The 16,714-nt window shown below is 33.6% G+C and carries 13 protein-coding genes; 11 read left to right on the top strand and 2 right to left on the bottom strand.

Translation table 11 applies throughout. The features are described from left to right. Positions 1–148 precede the first annotated feature (148 nt). The 6 genes from AC5P2S_RS06355 to AC5P2S_RS06330 all read left to right on the top strand — a co-directional run bounded on the left by AC5P2S_RS06355 (position 149) and on the right by AC5P2S_RS06330 (position 5,861). The gene (locus AC5P2S_RS06355) at positions 149–922 is read left to right on the top strand and encodes an SDR family NAD(P)-dependent oxidoreductase (RefSeq protein ID WP_494556622.1); all 774 of its coding nucleotides are present in this window, start codon (positions 149–151) and stop codon (positions 920–922) included. Between the two features lie 53 nt (positions 923–975). After that, positions 976–1,896: a helix-turn-helix domain-containing protein gene (locus AC5P2S_RS06350; protein ID WP_494556621.1), complete on the top strand. Its 921-nt coding sequence runs from the start codon at positions 976–978 to the stop codon at positions 1,894–1,896. Between the two features lie 95 nt (positions 1,897–1,991). Next, a complete protein-coding gene (locus AC5P2S_RS06345; protein ID WP_494556620.1) occupies positions 1,992–3,011 on the top strand; it encodes a S41 family peptidase in 1,020 nt (339 codons plus the stop codon). 50 nt (positions 3,012–3,061) lie between these two features. After that, positions 3,062–3,367 carry a hypothetical protein gene (locus AC5P2S_RS06340; protein ID WP_494556619.1) on the top strand — a complete coding sequence of 102 codons (306 nt, stop codon included), beginning with the start codon at positions 3,062–3,064 and terminating at the stop codon, positions 3,365–3,367. A gap of 824 nt (positions 3,368–4,191) precedes the next feature. Continuing rightward, complete coding sequence (locus AC5P2S_RS06335; RefSeq protein WP_494556618.1) at positions 4,192–5,583, top strand: fibronectin type III domain-containing protein; 1,392 nt, start codon at positions 4,192–4,194, stop codon at positions 5,581–5,583. Beyond that, a complete protein-coding gene (locus AC5P2S_RS06330; protein WP_494557009.1) occupies positions 5,544–5,861 on the top strand; it encodes a T9SS type A sorting domain-containing protein in 318 nt (105 codons plus the stop codon). The genes AC5P2S_RS06335 and AC5P2S_RS06330 overlap by 40 nt, the downstream gene beginning before the upstream one ends. A 2-nt stretch (positions 5,862–5,863) precedes the next feature. Here the strand turns inward: AC5P2S_RS06330 and AC5P2S_RS06325 are convergent, their stop codons facing one another. Further along, a complete protein-coding gene (locus tag AC5P2S_RS06325; RefSeq protein WP_494556617.1) occupies positions 5,864–6,640 on the bottom strand; it encodes an XRE family transcriptional regulator in 777 nt (258 codons plus the stop codon). Positions 6,641–6,701: 61 nt separating this feature from the next. Between AC5P2S_RS06325 and dinB the strand changes: the two genes are divergently transcribed. Both dinB and AC5P2S_RS06315 read left to right on the top strand, forming a co-directional pair. Then, positions 6,702–7,844, top strand: coding sequence for a DNA polymerase IV (gene dinB / locus AC5P2S_RS06320; protein WP_494556616.1), 1,143 nt, complete (start codon positions 6,702–6,704; stop codon positions 7,842–7,844). A gap of 9 nt (positions 7,845–7,853) precedes the next feature. Next, the gene (locus AC5P2S_RS06315) at positions 7,854–10,934 is read left to right on the top strand and encodes a DNA polymerase III subunit alpha (RefSeq protein ID WP_494556615.1); all 3,081 of its coding nucleotides are present in this window, start codon (positions 7,854–7,856) and stop codon (positions 10,932–10,934) included. A gap of 294 nt (positions 10,935–11,228) precedes the next feature. Here AC5P2S_RS06315 and AC5P2S_RS06310 read toward each other — a convergent pair whose 3' ends face one another. Then, positions 11,229–13,865, bottom strand: coding sequence for a KAP family P-loop NTPase fold protein (locus AC5P2S_RS06310; RefSeq protein ID WP_494556614.1), 2,637 nt, complete (start codon positions 13,863–13,865; stop codon positions 11,229–11,231). A 795-nt stretch (positions 13,866–14,660) separates the two neighbouring features. Here AC5P2S_RS06310 and AC5P2S_RS06305 point away from each other — a divergent pair. The 3 genes from AC5P2S_RS06305 to AC5P2S_RS06295 all read left to right on the top strand — a co-directional run bounded on the left by AC5P2S_RS06305 (position 14,661) and on the right by AC5P2S_RS06295 (position 16,642). Continuing rightward, complete coding sequence (locus tag AC5P2S_RS06305; protein WP_494556613.1) at positions 14,661–15,338, top strand: DNA-processing protein DprA; 678 nt, start codon at positions 14,661–14,663, stop codon at positions 15,336–15,338. Next, the gene (locus AC5P2S_RS06300) at positions 15,328–15,942 is read left to right on the top strand and encodes a hypothetical protein (protein WP_494556612.1); all 615 of its coding nucleotides are present in this window, start codon (positions 15,328–15,330) and stop codon (positions 15,940–15,942) included. Before AC5P2S_RS06305 ends, AC5P2S_RS06300 begins: the two co-directional genes overlap by 11 nt. A 121-nt stretch (positions 15,943–16,063) precedes the next feature. Then, the gene (locus AC5P2S_RS06295) at positions 16,064–16,642 is read left to right on the top strand and encodes a hypothetical protein (protein ID WP_494556611.1); all 579 of its coding nucleotides are present in this window, start codon (positions 16,064–16,066) and stop codon (positions 16,640–16,642) included. Positions 16,643–16,714: the final 72 nt, after the last annotated feature.

The following is a 16,714-nucleotide window of genomic DNA, read 5'->3' as shown; positions in this document are numbered from 1 at the left end:
TGTGCCTTTTTGTTCTGAAATTAAATAATGGTAATAATTATTATTCTATGTGTAAATCCTCGATTAGGCTTCAACTAGTCCTGATTGAGATACATTAATTCTTCTTTCAATGCTGAACTTTGCTTTATAACTTTTAAAGCAGAATATTATGCAAAACAATGAAAATAAAGTAGCCTTGGTATCAGGTGCGAATACTGGTGTAGGATTTCAGATTGCTAAAGCTCTTGTGGAAAATGGCTATACTGTATATGTAGGTTCTCGTGACCTTGCAAAGGGTGAAGCTGCGGCTAGAGAGCTGGGAGGATCAGCAAAAGCCATCCATCTGGATATTACAGATTCTGATTCTATTAATACAGCTTTAGAGACCGTTAAAAAAGAACAGGGATACCTAAGTTTATTGGTCAACAATGCAGCAGTTTCTCATGCAGGTGCATTAGGACGTACGATGGAGGAAGTTTTGGGTGCGCAGCGTGCGAGTATTGCAACAATCAGCGAGCTTAAAACAGTTTGGGACACAAATGTATTCGGGACATTAGCGTTGACGCAATCATTTTTGCCTCTGTTGCATCAAGCAAACAACGCACGTATTGTCACAGTCTCCAGTGCTTTGGGATCATTGGGCATTAATTCTAATCCGGAAAATCCTTACCGCTCAAATTTTGATGCAGTCTATGGTGCTTCCAAAACGGCGCTTAATGGAATTTTTCTTTCGCTAGCGATAGAATTGGAAGACACTAATATCAAAGTTCATTTGGTAAGCCCTGGATTTACGGCCACAGCGCTTAATAATTTTCAGGGAACGGATTCTGTAGAAGAAGGTTCAAAAGAACCGATTAGAGTTGCTTTGTCTGAAGATCTTCCGACAGGAAGCTTTACCGGACCTGCCGATTTCAGCGGGGAAGATAATATTCTTCCTTGGTAATTTTAACACAAAACCTATGATCTATGGTCATAGGTTTTTTATACATTTATAATATGAAATCCAACGACGATAAATTGGTACGCTTCATCTCGATATCGGAAAGTCATCAGGCTTTCGGACTGCCTGCACCGCAACATCCGCTGATCAGTCTTGTCCATTTTAACAAGGATAATCCTTTTAATACGGCTATGGCACCGATCTACGATATCCTGAGTTTTTATAAGATTACCTTTATCACCAGGAATAAAGGAAGATTAAAATATGGCAGGAATTATTATGATTACGATGAAGGTAGTATGCTGTTCCTAGCACCTGACCAACTGGTGGGAAGCACCGATTATAATAGTGAGACCTATTGCTATATTTTACTGATCCATCCTGACTTCCTGCTGGGTCATCCTATCGCACGAAAAATAAAGCAATACAGCTACTTCTCTTATGCCTTCAATGAGGCGCTGCATCTTTCGGATAGTGAAAAAGAAATTATCCTGTCAGTTTATCGAATCATGGAGCGGGAACTGAACAGCCGCGTAGATGAGTTCAGTCAGGAAGTTGTAATTGCTCAGTTGGAGTTGTTGCTCAGCTACGTCAACAGGTTCTATAAAAGGCAGTTCATCACCAGAAAAGTGGCTAATAACGATATACTTCAAAAAACTGAAAGTATCCTTGAGGATTATCTCAATAATCAGCTATCGTTGCAGCAGGGTCTTCCGACTGTACAATATGTGGCGGATCAGCTTAAAATCTCATCTGGATATCTGAGCGACCTGCTGCGCTCATTAATTGGACAGAATGCCCAGCAGTATATCCGAAGCAAAGTCATCGAAAAAGCAAAGGAGCGACTGACCAACACCAATCTGACGGTAGCTGAGATCGCTTATGAATTGGGATTTGAGCATCCACAGTCTTTCAGCAAGATGTTTAGGGTAAGGACGGGTCTCTCTCCTCTGGAATTTCGTAACTCGTTTGAATGATATCTATACATATAATTTGACGTAATACTCTTTCAGGAAACTGTTTGTCAACAATTAATTATATTTGAGAATTAAAGTAGCTTGTAACCCTATCTATGTATAAATATTCTTTCTTATTTCTCTCTTTATTCCTTCCCGTTTCATTCTTTTCTCAAGAGTTCAAAAACGACAGTGTTAAACAGTTTGTTGATAAATCTATTGATTTGATAAAAACAAATGCTGTTGATACATCTAAAATAGAGATAATCAAAAGTAGATTGTACAGCAAAGGTCAGAATCTGGATCAAGTATGGGAGCTGGCTCCATTATATGCCGAAGTCTTTGAACTGCTGGGTGATTATCACGGCGGCCTCAAATATAAAGGCAAATCTTATGGATGGAACAAAGCTTTGGCCGCTGGTAATACTTATCTGAAAGCTAAATTGAAGTCTGAGAAGGCGGTAGTCAGTCAGGTAATTAATAAAAATACAGGCTACATAAGAATCCCTGGTAATAGTGATTTTTCATTTAAGAAAGTGGATAGTATTGCTAATGATATTACTTCTCATATTAATAATATTAATTCAGCTAAGATCAAGACCTGGATTATAGACCTGAGAACTAATACAGGTGGTAATATGTATCCAATCTTATTGGGATTAAAAGAGTTTATCGGAAGTGACAATGTTGTTTTTGGAGGTTTTAAAAATTCTAGAGGTGAATCTTCCGGACAATGGGAAATCAAAGACGGAAAAATGCTGATCGACGGTACTGAACTGACTAGAAAGGTTGAATTAAATAATCCAATTAATAAAGATATTCCCATCGTCATTCTGACAAGTTGTTATACTGCCAGTGCTGGTGAAATGACTGCCATATCTTTGATTGGAAGAAAGAACACGTATGTAGTTGGAGAACCAACAGCAGATTATACAACGGCTGTGCAAGGCTTTAGGATTAATGCGGATGCTGGATTGAATCTTTCAACGGATTATGTGTTGGATAGGAACTCAAAAGTCTATAAAAAACATATCAAACCTGACTTTGAAGTTACAGGAGGTGATGATCTGGAAAATCTGATGAAGGATAAAAAGATAATAAAGGCGCTGGAACTTTTGAAAAGCAGCGCACAATAGTATTTTTAAATCATCAAAGTAAAAAATACTATTAAGTAAAAAATAAAATAATGGAAAAAAAGCCTCATTTTAAAGCCACACTCAACTATCTAAAAACAGAGGATGGTGGTATTGTAACGCCCGTATCCTCAGGGTTCAGAACAATTATTAAATTCCCTAATGACACCCGAGAGATCATAGCTAACCAAACATTTATCGATACAGAAATTGTCTTCCCCGGAGATACTGTGAATGCGGACATCTATCTGTTGCAAGCCGAAGAAATATTAGAAAAAATATATACCGGACAGGATTTTGACCTTCTTATCAATTCATTGATGATAGGATACGGAATCATTACCCATATCTACTTCTAATAAAGCGAATCTTGCCAAACCTTAAACAACTTTCTAGATAATTAATGTACTAAATTAAAAATTGTCTTATTCAAGAAGGTTTTCAATTAAAGTTTTGGTAAACTAAAAACTGCTATGCCTCTTACTTCATAATTTTCCATTTATCCCTTCAGAAATTTTCAGTTGAGTTTGGTAATGGCTTACCCAAAATGTCCATAAAAGTACCAGGATAGCTATGACTACAATATCAAATTACGGTTATAGTAAAAATATTAGATAATTTTAAGAATTATCCAAATGAAATCAATTGCGATTTTTCTTAAAAAAGAGATACAACACCTTAGATTAAAGCATTCCGATTAAAATTAAATCTTAAGAGTATTTTTATCTAAGTTAAATATATTACAAAAAACACAATGACTTATTGTAATAAAGCCGATATCACATACATTTGCAGAGATTCTCAATCATACTTGAGTTTTCATGGTTATTAGTTTTTATCCTCGATGAAAGTCGGGGATTTTTTTTTACAGACTTGAAGTTAAATATTAAAATACCACTACAACTATCATAAATAAAAATAATAACAGGAACATTATTATAATTGAGCTAAAAAATTATTTAGATTTTTTGTTTCCTAAATTTTAACCAACAAAAAAATAAACAATTAAATTCCTTAGACTTTTTTCATTCTTTTTAGTCCATTCTTTACAATCAGGAATATCATAACGATATTTGATTCAGAACAAAAAAGTAACTGTTCAGAACATTTTTTATCAAGGAGATAGAATGCTCATTAATTTTGATTAGACATTTTCTAATCTCTAAAAACTATTCTATCGATTATGAAAACAAATCTATTATTAAAAATATTTTGTTCTTTACTAACTATTTGTATTAACTCTATAAAAGCTCAGGAATTCAGATCCTTATCTATTCAAAGTGGTTACAATGCAGATGTCATTGCTAATGGTATTGGTTCTCCGGTGACTTCAACAACTAATGATGTGGATGGAGTTAATTATGTTTTAGTGGCGAGAGACTTCAAACTGACATCCTCCAGCGCAGACCTTGCCTATGGACTTCCAAATGATGGTAAAATAATATCACAAGTAGATTCGACTCCGGAAGTTTATTATCAGTTGGCTCCTTACAGTGGAAATAATTCAATGAGATTAGCCGGAGCAAATACTACAGGAACTTTATCATTTAGTCCTATTAGCGGCGTATCCAGTATTTATCTTTTAGCTACAAGCGGATCAGGTAATAGTACTGCTGAAATAACCGTGAATTTTTCTAATTCAACAAAACAGACATTTAATAATATTACTATTTCTGAATGGTATGGAGGATCAAACTATGCCATCAAAGGATTAGGAAGAGTAAATAGAATAACTAATACTTTAGAGCCTAATAGCGAAAATCCAAGATTATATCAGATTCCATTGACTCTTGATAATAGTAATATCAATAAATCCATTACGAGTATCACAGTGAAAAAGACAGATACAGGAACTGGTGTTATTAATATATTTGCGGCTTCTGCACAAATGTATACGACTTGTCCGGCACCAACTAATATAAGCGCTACTACCGTGAGCCTTACAGAATTTAAATTAAGTTGGACGACCCCGGGTATCATATTTAGCCTCGGCTATGAATATTATCTAAGTTCATCTTCGGATTATCCATCTGAAACAACCAATCCTACAGGCAGTATTCCTGTAGGTGCAACTTCAAAAATACTTAGCAACTTAATAGTTGGACAAGACTACTATTTCTGGATAAGATCAAACTGTGGAATATCAAAAGGATTTTGGAAAATGAAATATTTTAGAGCAGGTCAGATAAACAAAACTTATTCCGGAGGAGATATCAATACACTATATACAGCAACAGCACTATCAATAAATTCTACAAATAGCTGTCCTGGCACAATATCAATTGATGTCCCTCAGGGCTATAAAGTTCAATCTGCTACAGTCGCTTATAACATGACGTCAGCAAACTCCGGCTATATGGACGAACAGAGAAGCATATTACTCTGTACAACCAATAATAAATCTGAGTCATCTATAACATCAGGAGTCGGCCCAAAGTCAGGTACATTTAATTATGAAAGAACAGGGTTAGATATTGCCAATGGACTAAAAGGAACTGTCAATTTTGAAGAACCTGGGGCGGTGAAGGATGCAGCATTCTTTACTCTAAGATTGACAATAATAGTTGGACAATAACTTTACAACTAGAAAAAGATGAAAGTTTAAGCACTTCCGACATCCATAAAAAATCATCTCTTATATATCCTAATCCAACAGATGGTATATTTAATATCACTAGTTTTGATGAAATTAAAAACATTACCATTTCAGATGCTTCTGGAAGAATTATAAAAAAAATTGAAAATCCGGAAACAAAGAAAATTAATATTAACAACTTTAAATCAGGAGTATATTATATCAATATACTATCGAGCAATGGCAACATAGAGTTATTTAAAATTATTAAAAAATAACATTATCGTTTATCACCAAAACTTTGTTTGAGTTGTTTTATATCAGATTTTATTTCTGTTAGCTGGTTTTGAATGTTCTTTTCTGAAAACTCATCTGCTTCATATTCCTTAGTATTAATACTGCATGCAAATTCCCAGATTTCTTTAATTTCAGTTAGTGGTATTTTATAAGGTTCATAAAAACTATTATCAGCCTTAACCCAGATACTATCTGCTTCGTGAAATTGAAATCTTTTGTAACTGATGCCATCATTGGTTGTGATGAAAACATAGGTTCTATCTGTCTTTAAGTCCGAAAGATTTTCGACATATTTTCCTACGATATATGTTCCGTTCTTATAGGGAGGCATTGAATCTCCGTAAGCCGGAAATGCTCTGAATTTGCCCCCTTTCAAGAAGGGTAAGGATATGGTTTCCAGACTTTCTATGTATTCCGGATCTCCATAGCCATTCAAGTAGCCCATAGAAGCTTTTTGTGGAATAATCTCAATCTCATTGTTTCCATCTTGATCTACCCTGATAGGCAGAACAATCCTATTATCCGGAAGTTCCATAATCTCATCGATAGAAAATTTGCTGACATTGATTGTCAAAAGTAAATCGATACTGACATTATAATATTTAGAAATCTTGATCAAAATCTCTTGAGGAGGCTCTGTGGCACCGTCTTCATACTTACCATATCTGCCTCTGGTAATTAAAAGATCATCAGCAACCTTCTGTTGTGAAAGATTTAGCTTACCTCTTAAATACCGCATGTTTTCTGAAAAAATTGACATTGCTATAATTTATAGCAACAAATATACAAAACTTTGCTACAAAACAGAATAATTTTGTCAAATGGAACGAGCGATTGCACATATGGATTTGGATACATTTTTTGTTTCCTGTGAACGGCTGAGAGACTCTGTATTGCAGAATCAGCCCATCATCATAGGGGGCGGAGATCGTGGTGTAGTGGCATCCTGCTCGTATGAAGCCAGAAAATTTGGTGTGCGTTCCGCTATGCCAATTCGGATGGCTTTACGTTTATGTCCCGAAGCTCAGGTCATCAAAGGTGATATGGAATACTACTCCAATATGTCGCATATGGTAACAGAAATCATTCAGGAAAAAGTACCTGTCTTAGAAAAAGCCAGTGTAGATGAATTTTATTTAGATCTTTCGGGAATGGACAAGTTTTTTGGATGCTATCAATGGACCATAGAAATTGCTGAAGCTGTGACGAAACAATCAGGACTTCCCATCAGTTTTGCTTTGTCAACGAATAAGACCGTCTCTAAAATAGGAACCGGTGAATCAAAACCTACCGGAAGATTTGAAGTAAAGCCTGAATATATCCAACCGTTTTTAAATCCACTATCAGTTAAGAAAATTCCAATGGTTGGCAATGTCACTTTCGAACTGCTTTCCAGGTTGGGCGTAAGAAAAATTGAAACCCTTTCCAAAATGCCTGCTGATGTTTTACAGCAATTGATCGGTAAAAATGGAATTGAACTTTGGAAGAAAGCCAACGGGATTGATAACAATCCCGTCATTCAATATTCAGAACGAAAATCAATTTCGACCGAAACCACTTTTGCTGAAGATACCATCGATCTTCAAAATATCAGGAGCATTCTTTCAGGAATGGTGGAACAACTCTGCTACCAGCTTAGAAATGAAAAATGGTTGACCTCAACGGTATCAGTAAGAATTCGATACCCCAATTTTGATACGGAAACAAAACAATGTAAGATTCCTTATACCTCAGCCGATCATACCTTGCTAAAATATGTTTTAGAACTGTTTAAAAAAGTATATACCAGAAGGATGAGAATTCGCCTGATTGGGGTCAAGTTTACAGGTCTTGTTCACGGAAATCATCAGATGGATCTTTTTGAAGATACTGAAGAATTGATATCACTCTATAATGCGCTGGATAAAATCAAAGACCGGTTCGGAACAAAAAGTGTGGGAAGAGCTTCAGGTTTTTTAAATTAATTGTTTTCTATGTTTCTTAACTGCCATACTTATCATAGTTTACGTTATGGGACTATTTCTGTTGAAGATTTGGTTCAAATTGCTGTGAACTGTAAGCTGAAAGTTCTGGCGTTGACCGACATTAACACGGTTACAGGAATTTATCAGTTTTATAAATTGTGTCAGGAAAATGATATCAAACCAATTGTCGGCGTTGATGTCCGTGTTGAAAATATACAGTATTATATCTGTTTAGCAAAGAACCCTAAAGGTATTGCAGAGGTTAATAAACTGCTGACTGATTATAATTGCGATGGTATAGAAATTCCTAAAGTGAATCCTACAATAGACAATTGTTTTGTGATCTATACTTTACAGAATAGACCTGAAATCTTATTGGAACACGAATTTATTGGAATCCGACAGGATGAACTCAATCTATTGATTAATCCTGAACTCAAATCCTTAATATCTAAAATGGTCATTCTTCATCCGGTAACTTTTAAAAGCGATGAAGAATATGAGCTTCATAAAGTACTTCGTGCGATTGACAGTAATACTCTTTTTACCAAGCTGACTGAACAAGATTATTGCAATAGAAATGAATCGTTTGTAGATAAGAAAAAACTGTTGAATCAATTCGAACATTACCCTGAAATCATTGAGAATACCAAATATATAGTCAATGAATGCAGTTTTGATTTTGAATTTAAAACTCCAAAGAATAAAAAACATTATACTGACAGCAAGGAAAATGATTTTAAACTATTATCCCAACTGGCTTATGAAGGTTTAGTTCGTAGATATCCTGATAATAACAAACAAGCAGTTGAAAGAGTTGAAAAAGAATTGACGGTGATTGATCAGCTGAACTTTTGCGGCTATTTTTTAATCACTTGGGATATTGTTCAATACAGTAATAGCAAAGGGTTTATGCACGTGGGCAGAGGAAGCGGAGCCAACAGTATTATTGCTTACTGTTTGGGAATATCTGATATATGCCCATTAGAGTTGGACTTATATTTTGAGCGTTTTCTCAATCTTAACCGTAAGTCGCCTCCCGATTTTGACATTGACTGGAGCTGGAAAAACAGAGATACTATTTTAGAATATATTTTCAAAAAATATGGTAAGGATTACGTAGCCTTTTGTGGAACGAATGTGGAGTTCAAAAAGAGATCAAGATTCAGAGAATTGGGAAAAGTATTTGGATTACCGAAAGATGAACTCGATCAGCTATCTAAAAAACCGAAAGAATTACATGACCAGAATTCTGTTGTTCAGCAGATTTATAAGTTTGAACAGTTATTGGTTGGATTTCCCAATCAGAGAAGTATGCACTCTTGTGGTATTCTCATTTCTGAAGAACCCATTACTAATTATTCAGCCTTGGAGTTTCCTCCAAAAGAATTCCCCATTGTACAGTTTGATATGCATACGGCAGAAGATATCGGTCTGGAAAAATTTGATATTTTATCGCAGAGAGGACTGGGTACCATTAAGGATGCAGTTAACCTGATTGAAGAGAAAAGAGGAATTGTCATAGATATTGAGGATACCAGAATTTCTAAAGATGAAACTCGATGCAATGAGATGCTGAGCATTGGAAATACAATTGGCTGTTTCTATATCGAGTCACCAGCTATGCGCGGACTTTTGAGAAGACTGAAATGTGATAATTACAAAGTTTTGGTGGCTGCTTCATCTATTATTCGTCCTGGGGTGGCTCAAAGCGGTATGATGCGGGAATATATTTTTCGTCATAATCATCCTGGTCAATTTGAATATTTTCACGATGTCTTTAAAAAAGAACTGGGTGAAACCTATGGTATTATGGTGTATCAGGAGGATGTGATTAAAATAGCGATGCACTTTGGAGGCGTATCCGCAGCTAATGGTGATGTCCTCCGAAGAGCCATGAGTGGTAAAGGACGTTCTCTTTCTGCATTACAAAAAGTACAGAATGACTTCTTTGAATCTTGCAAAAGAAAAGGACATCCGGAGCAGTTATCACAAGAGGTTTATCGGCAGATTGAATCTTTTGCCGGCTATTCATTTTGTAAAGCTCATTCCGCATCTTATGCAGTAGAAAGTTATCAGAGTCTGTATCTCAAAGCCTACTACCCCATTGAATTTATGGTATCCGCTATTAATAATGGTGGTGGATTTTATCGTACTGAAGTGTATGTTCACGAAGCTAAAATGGCTGGTGCTGTGATTTATAATCCTTGTATTAACCTCAGTGAATATCATACAACAGTCTATGGAACTGATGTCTATTTGGGATTAATGCATATTGAAAGACTGGAAGCATCTACTAAGCTGTTTATTCCAGAAGAAAGAAAAGAAAATGGTGATTATAAATCGTTGGAAGATTTTGTCAAAAGAATAAGTATAGGAATTGAAGCATTGCAAATCTTGATTTTTGTGGGTGCTTTCAGATTCACAGGAAAACAGAAACATGAACTCTTGATTGAAGCCAGATTTTTGCTATCAACAAACCAATATAAAACTAAGAGTATATCCCTGTTTGAAGAACCTCAAAAAGATTATGAGCTGCCTGTTATCGATAGAAATCCTTTTGAAGATGCTTTTGATGAAATTGAAATACTAGGATTCCCTGTCTCCTATTCTATTTTTGATTTATTAAAGACTAAATATAGAGGTGATGTGTTGGTTAAGGATCTTCTGAAATACCATAAGAAGCAGGTAAAAATGCTGGCCTATTTAATTTCCAGAAAACATGTTCCTATCAAAATGAAAAATCATCCTGGAAAAAAGGATGATATGTATTTTGGAACTTGGATTGATGCTGAAGGTGAATATTTTGACACCGCCCATTTTCCCGATAGTTTAAGACGGTTTCCTTTCAAGGAAGGAGGCATTTATCTTTTATTGGGAACAGTTGAAGTGGATTATCACTTCCCCACCATTACTATTACCAAAATGGCAAAAATGCCTCTCATTGCTGATCCAAGATACTCGATGGATGAGGAAAAGTCTAAAGAAATGGAACGAAGTCTTCGAGAAGATGTCAGTTTAACTTTTAGACAGCCATATCCACAAGAGCATGAAATTGGACTTCCAAGGCAACCAATGATAGATTTATAGAAACTCTTTAAAGAAGGGTTCCTTATCATATTATTAAAAATGAGAGTTTTTTCAAAAACAATATAAGGGTTAACTATTTCAAAGTTTTGTAATTCAAAAGCATATAATTAAAAAGTTAGGAAATATTTTTCAGTTATTAAAATCATACTCTTGAAGAATATGGTAAGAATTTGAGAAATCAAATTTAATTCTCAAATTCAACGACAACTATTTTCAAATCTCTTTCTTATTCAAAGCTCATTTTTTTAACCAATAAGATTTACTCCGAAAAAAATTCTTTTAAAACAGATACATTTAATCATCAGACAGTGATAGTTTTATAAAATCATAGTCATATCGAATGTATGTCCAATCTTTACTTTTAGACTCATAATAATATTTTTTAAAATCCACAAAGTAACCATCTTGATCATTATCAGGTAATGTATTTAGCATTTGCTCTTCAAAATTTTCAAAACTATAATACAATTTCAAGATGACTTCCTGTCTGAGCCTTGATTCCCAACCATAACCATCATAAATAATTAAACTTTGTAAAAATTTTAGTTTAGCGGATAGTGTATCCAGTTTCTTAATAATTAGTTGATTAACACTTTCAAATGCCTCTTTGGGCTTATCAACTTGTAATTTCTGACACATCAAATACAAGTGCCAAAAACTTGGAGAAAATAAATCTTCACTCCTTACTACCGCTATTGCATATTGTTCAAGAATATCATTTATATCATTTTCTGATAATGGAAATCTTGCTGTATCATTTTCATCCCTTCTTCTATTTCTTTCATTCAAACCAACCAGCATTTTTGCATAAGTAAGTAGTTTTCCGGAATCGGCGTTAGAATTAAAAAGATTTTTAAAAAATAGTTTTGGAGATTCTTTTGTAGAGAAAATATTTAAGAATTCAGCTCCAAACATTTTGGAGGTCAACATTTGCTCATCAATAGTATTTTGAGGATTATTAAGCAAAAGCATTGATCCTTTAACAGTATTAACATATTCTATTTCAGAATCATATGAGAATTTACGATTAAGCCTAAAACACAAGTCTTTCAATTGACCATTCTCAATTAACTTTAGAATTAAATTTTGGAGATTATCGGTTTTAGAATGAGTAAATTCTTCAAATTCTTCTTCTGTAAGATTGATTCCAAAAACTGTATGTGAAAAATACCGTTCAAATTTATTTACAAATTTTACTGAAAGTTCTGCTTCATCATCATTAACAGTTTCCGAAAACCAATAATCACCCTCCCATCTTCTAAACATCATTTCTATAAGGTCTAATATTTTTTGTTTTTCAATATCACTGATACCGTTCTCTTTAACATAAATGTTTAAATAGATATCTAATATTGTTTCAATCTTAGCATTGCTAACAGCAGAATTAGGTTTTATTGTTGGTGTATTATGTTGATTTATTAAGCCATCTAAAATTTTTGAGTTTCTATTTTCCCCATTTTGTCGTAGATAGTAAGCATCAACATTTCCATTTACGGCAAGCAATTCATATCTTTTTGAGTACAAGTAAGAATAAAGCTGAGGATGCTTTAATTTTAAAATTTCAAGATATATAACATCTACAAAATTTACCTGTCTGTAGATTTCTGAATAATTTATTTGGATAGCATTAACAACTTTTTTGATTTCTCGGAAATTACTCATCCAATACAAAAATAAATCGTCCTTTTTAAACCCCAGGTCTATTACGAACGGATCCTTTTCATAACTTTTGACGAAATAATCCACTTTATACTCTAGGTCTGCGGGCAAAATCTGTCTCAGAATTTTGATAAAAAAGGTTTTTAAAATATTTTTATCATAGTAAGGCAGACCAATTTCGACGTTTATTATTTTGTCCAAGTATTTAATAACAGAATTACCGCTTTGATCTTTAATACTATTATTGACGTAAATTCTATCATATGCTAAAACAAAGAAGGTATGTTTGAAATTAGCGGTCTTTCGTATTAATTTTAAAATTTCAAAAATTTCGTCCTTATCCAATCGATCCACATCATCAACGAAAACAACAATCTTTTTGTTTAGTGCTTCTATTTTTTTATTAATGCTTGTAAAAATTGACTCTAAACTACTTTCTCTTTTAAAAAAGATCGATTGAATAACTTTAATGCTACTAGGTGTATCGCTATTATCAAGAATCTCATTTGAATATACTGTAAGTTCTTCTGAAAAACTCCCTCCTAAAGCTTCTGACAATGAATTGAAAAAATCTTTTACCAGAACTTTTTTATCAAATCCCATCCACGGATTATAATCAATTGTTATAATACTTCCTTCCTTATCAAGTCTATTTCGTATTAAATTAAAAACTGAAGTTTTTCCCGACCCCCACTCTCCATTGAGACCAATTGTAAGAGAGTTTTGAAATGTATTGTTACCTATTATTTTTAGTATTTTCTCTGCGGGTATCTCAAAAAGACCATCCAGCCCATCCTCCTCTTTTTCATCAATTGGCTTATCTTCAAGTAATTGATTTTCAGCAATAAGACTCTTAGCTGGGATCAAATCTTTTAAATATAAACTGAAATGGAGTAAAGCTATCCAATAAACACAGTCGAGGTACGCAATTTGAAAAGAATGTTTTGAAAAACTACTCATTTTCAGAGGTAGGAATTCAAAATAATTATTAAAAAACCTTTCAAAAGTATAAAGACAAAGTATCAACAAAAACAAGTAACTTACTTTTAAATTTGGTTTTTCAAGTTTACAATTGTTAATAGAAATTGCACTGTAAACTCCTATCATAAGGAAAACAAGGATATCAAGCTTAAGAGATGCTTCAATACTATAATACCAATTTAAATATTCATTGTTTACTAATGATGATTCGATAATTTGCTTAAATATCATTAGAAATAGCACACCAACTAAAATGAAAAAAAATGCTTTTAATATTTTATTAAAATCCATACTAATTGCTTAAATCGTAGATTATTATTTTTTAAACAACAAATTTACATAATGCAATTAGGATTTATGATTAAATAATTCCATTGGAGCAGTGATTATATGGATAATTTACTATTCAATCATTTTCAACTTATGGCAAAATAAAAAACGTCCCATTTGGACGGTTGTTAGATTAACTAAATTATTATCAAACACTCTTATTTCTTAATAATTCTAAATGTCTTCGTTGCAACATCTAATCTTTACAATATAAACACCTGTATTTAAATCGCTTAAATTAAAGCTTCCTTTTTTTCAGTTCTAGTCAACGATATTTAGAACATCTTTAACTGGATTATGATAGTAAAAAATCTTAGTATTAATTAGCTCCACAGTACATAAGAGGTCCTTATTCATTAAGATCGAATGTGAATTGAAAAAGACCGTCGCCGACATTATTTTTAATCATTTGCAGAGCCTTTATCAAGGACCTTTTTCCGGCATTGTTACTACAAGTGATGATATTAATATTTGAAAAGTCTTCAAGCATACCGATATGAACATCAAAAATCTGAAGTTTTTTAATCCCAGAATATCAATTGGTTTCATCTTTATGTATTAGTTTTTAATTTTGATACAAAGTTTAGTAAAACAAACTTATCATTTTTATGTAACCAGCATAGTATTTCGAAATAAATATTTTGTAAAAAAACAGCGACGCCAATTGGAATTATAAACTTAATTCACTTAAATCTAGTTGGTATTTAAATTGAAAATTCATATTTTTAAAACAGTTTTTTTTAATTTTGTAAAACTATGTCTATAAACCACTTTCAAAATTATTTCGACAAACTTACTGACATCGAAAAAAAGAACAGCCCTAAGGAATTATTTTACAGAGGTAATTTTTCTTTGTTAGAATTGGAAAGAAGGGTTGCAGTTGTGGGCTCCCGCGATATTTCAGATCTTGGAATTCGAAGAGCTCGTAAGATCACGAAATTTTTGGTTGAAAATAATTTTACAGTTGTGAGTGGTTTAGCCGAAGGTGTAGATACTATTGCTCACCAAACAGCAATTGACAACGAAGGTCAAACCATTGCGGTTATTGGCACACCGCTAGACAAATATTTTCCTGCAAGCAATAAAAATCTACAGGAAATTATTGCTCGAGATCACCTATTACTGTCCCAATTTTCAGAAAAGTATCCTGTTACTCCAAAAAATTTCCCTATTAGAAATAGAACCATGGCGTTAATAAGTGATGCAACGATTATTATAGAGGCCGGTGAAAAAAGCGGAACAAAACATCAGGGCTGGGAGGCACTTCGTTTAGGCAGAGAATTGTTTATAATGGAGAATATTATTACTGAAAAGAAGATCAGCTGGGCACAAGAAATGCTAAAGTATGGAGCTCAAGTACTGACCAACGACAATTATCAGTTTCTAATCTCTGAAATTCCTTATTTAACCGCGAAAGTCGATTATGCATTCTGAATTCGAGTATCTGACAGCTTTGGTTTACGCTGGAAAAGGTACTTCTGCGAATGCCCTTAAATCCAAACAGCTTTTAGGACTCTGCAAAAATGGAAATCCCAATTTTAGTCAGTCGCTGGCCGTCTTTATCAAACAAAATGGATTGGATTCCTATTTCAGCGAAGCCGCTTTGGTTCCTATTCCCAGAAGCTCGCCAACCTTGGACGGGTCATTAGTGCCTTCAAAAGTTATCGCAGATAAGCTCTTAGAAAATAAAATTGGAATCAGTGTCAGCAGCTGTCTTAAGAGGACTAAAGCCATTCCTAAATCCAGCAGTCAGTCAGATGCAAATACAAGAAACAGTGTGGCAACACATTTAAACAGCTTGGAAGTGGAGAACATCTTAATTATGGAGCCTGAAATCATTCTTATTGATGATGTTTTTACACTGGGAAGAACTGCAATGGCCTCTGCAATAAAAATCAAATCGATGTTTCCTGAAAAAAATGTTAAGGTGTTCTGTCCTTTTAGAACAAAGAGTTTTGAAGACCTTGACATACTAGAGAAAATAAATAAAGGGACAATGATCCTATCGCCATATGGTAAAGTAATTTTACCTGACTAAAATAACAATTTCAATGATTGCTTCGGAAAATTAGTATGAATAGCAGACTAAAAGAAATCTGAAATGCTTGCTTACACTCTATCAGCTGATGATTATTATTTATAATGAACAATTAAACACCATGATCAACAACAGAGATAATGTTGAAAATAATTATTTACATGATTTTTTCATATCGTTATTGAAAGTTGAAAGCACATACTTACTATGGCCATACGGGATCAAAAAGCAAATGTGTGAGCGCGTATTTGCTTATGAACTATATCATCAATGGAGAATGACTGCGGATTTTTATGAATATGACAACCTGCTAATCAATGGAGAGATTAGAAAAGACTGTTCACCATATCGACAAGAAAATTTCGGGATTGTTTATCCTGATTTAATTCTACATCAGGAACAAAACAACAGAAATCAGCAAATTCTGGCATGTGAAATTAAGACCCTTAGTAGTATATCGAGCTCAAGAGGCAAGTTCAACGTAAAGAAAGATTTAAAGAAATTAGGGCATTTTATTAATCATCTTAACTATGAGCAGTGTGTTTTCATACAGATAAAAGATAACGAAAAGATCTCTGAAAATAATTTTGCTTACTTAAAAAAGAAAAAAAATGAATTCACTAATAAAGATAGAATTATATATGTCATCAAAGAAAATGATTATATAAAGTTCGACACTCTCCAAAATATATTGAGATGAAAAACAGTTTTCATTGCTAAAATATTTTTTTCTGCGATTATATTTTAAGTATCAGGAATGCCTAAAATAATA

Source organism: Epilithonimonas sp. 33E, from assembly GCF_059372615.1.
The sequence above is the reverse complement of the archived record's forward strand: the minus strand, read 5'-3'. Positions and strand labels throughout refer to the sequence as shown.

Excerpts from the sequence above, each read along its gene's own strand:
- AC5P2S_RS06325 (WP_494556617.1), bottom strand. The coding sequence starts at position 6,640 with ATGTCAATTTTTTCAGAAAACATGCGGTATTTAAGAGGTAAGCTAAAT.
- AC5P2S_RS06315 (WP_494556615.1), top strand. The coding sequence starts at position 7,854 with ATGTTTCTTAACTGCCATACTTATCATAGTTTACGTTATGGGACTATT.
- dinB (WP_494556616.1), top strand. The coding sequence starts at position 6,702 with ATGGAACGAGCGATTGCACATATGGATTTGGATACATTTTTTGTTTCC.
- AC5P2S_RS06300 (WP_494556612.1), top strand. The coding sequence starts at position 15,328 with ATGCATTCTGAATTCGAGTATCTGACAGCTTTGGTTTACGCTGGAAAA.
- AC5P2S_RS06340 (WP_494556619.1), top strand. The coding sequence starts at position 3,062 with ATGGAAAAAAAGCCTCATTTTAAAGCCACACTCAACTATCTAAAAACA.
- AC5P2S_RS06335 (WP_494556618.1), top strand. The coding sequence starts at position 4,192 with ATGAAAACAAATCTATTATTAAAAATATTTTGTTCTTTACTAACTATT.
- AC5P2S_RS06310 (WP_494556614.1), bottom strand. The coding sequence starts at position 13,865 with ATGGATTTTAATAAAATATTAAAAGCATTTTTTTTCATTTTAGTTGGT.
- AC5P2S_RS06345 (WP_494556620.1), top strand. The coding sequence starts at position 1,992 with ATGTATAAATATTCTTTCTTATTTCTCTCTTTATTCCTTCCCGTTTCA.
- AC5P2S_RS06295 (WP_494556611.1), top strand. The coding sequence starts at position 16,064 with ATGATCAACAACAGAGATAATGTTGAAAATAATTATTTACATGATTTT.
- AC5P2S_RS06305 (WP_494556613.1), top strand. The coding sequence starts at position 14,661 with ATGTCTATAAACCACTTTCAAAATTATTTCGACAAACTTACTGACATC.
- AC5P2S_RS06355 (WP_494556622.1), top strand. The coding sequence starts at position 149 with ATGCAAAACAATGAAAATAAAGTAGCCTTGGTATCAGGTGCGAATACT.
- AC5P2S_RS06350 (WP_494556621.1), top strand. The coding sequence starts at position 976 with ATGAAATCCAACGACGATAAATTGGTACGCTTCATCTCGATATCGGAA.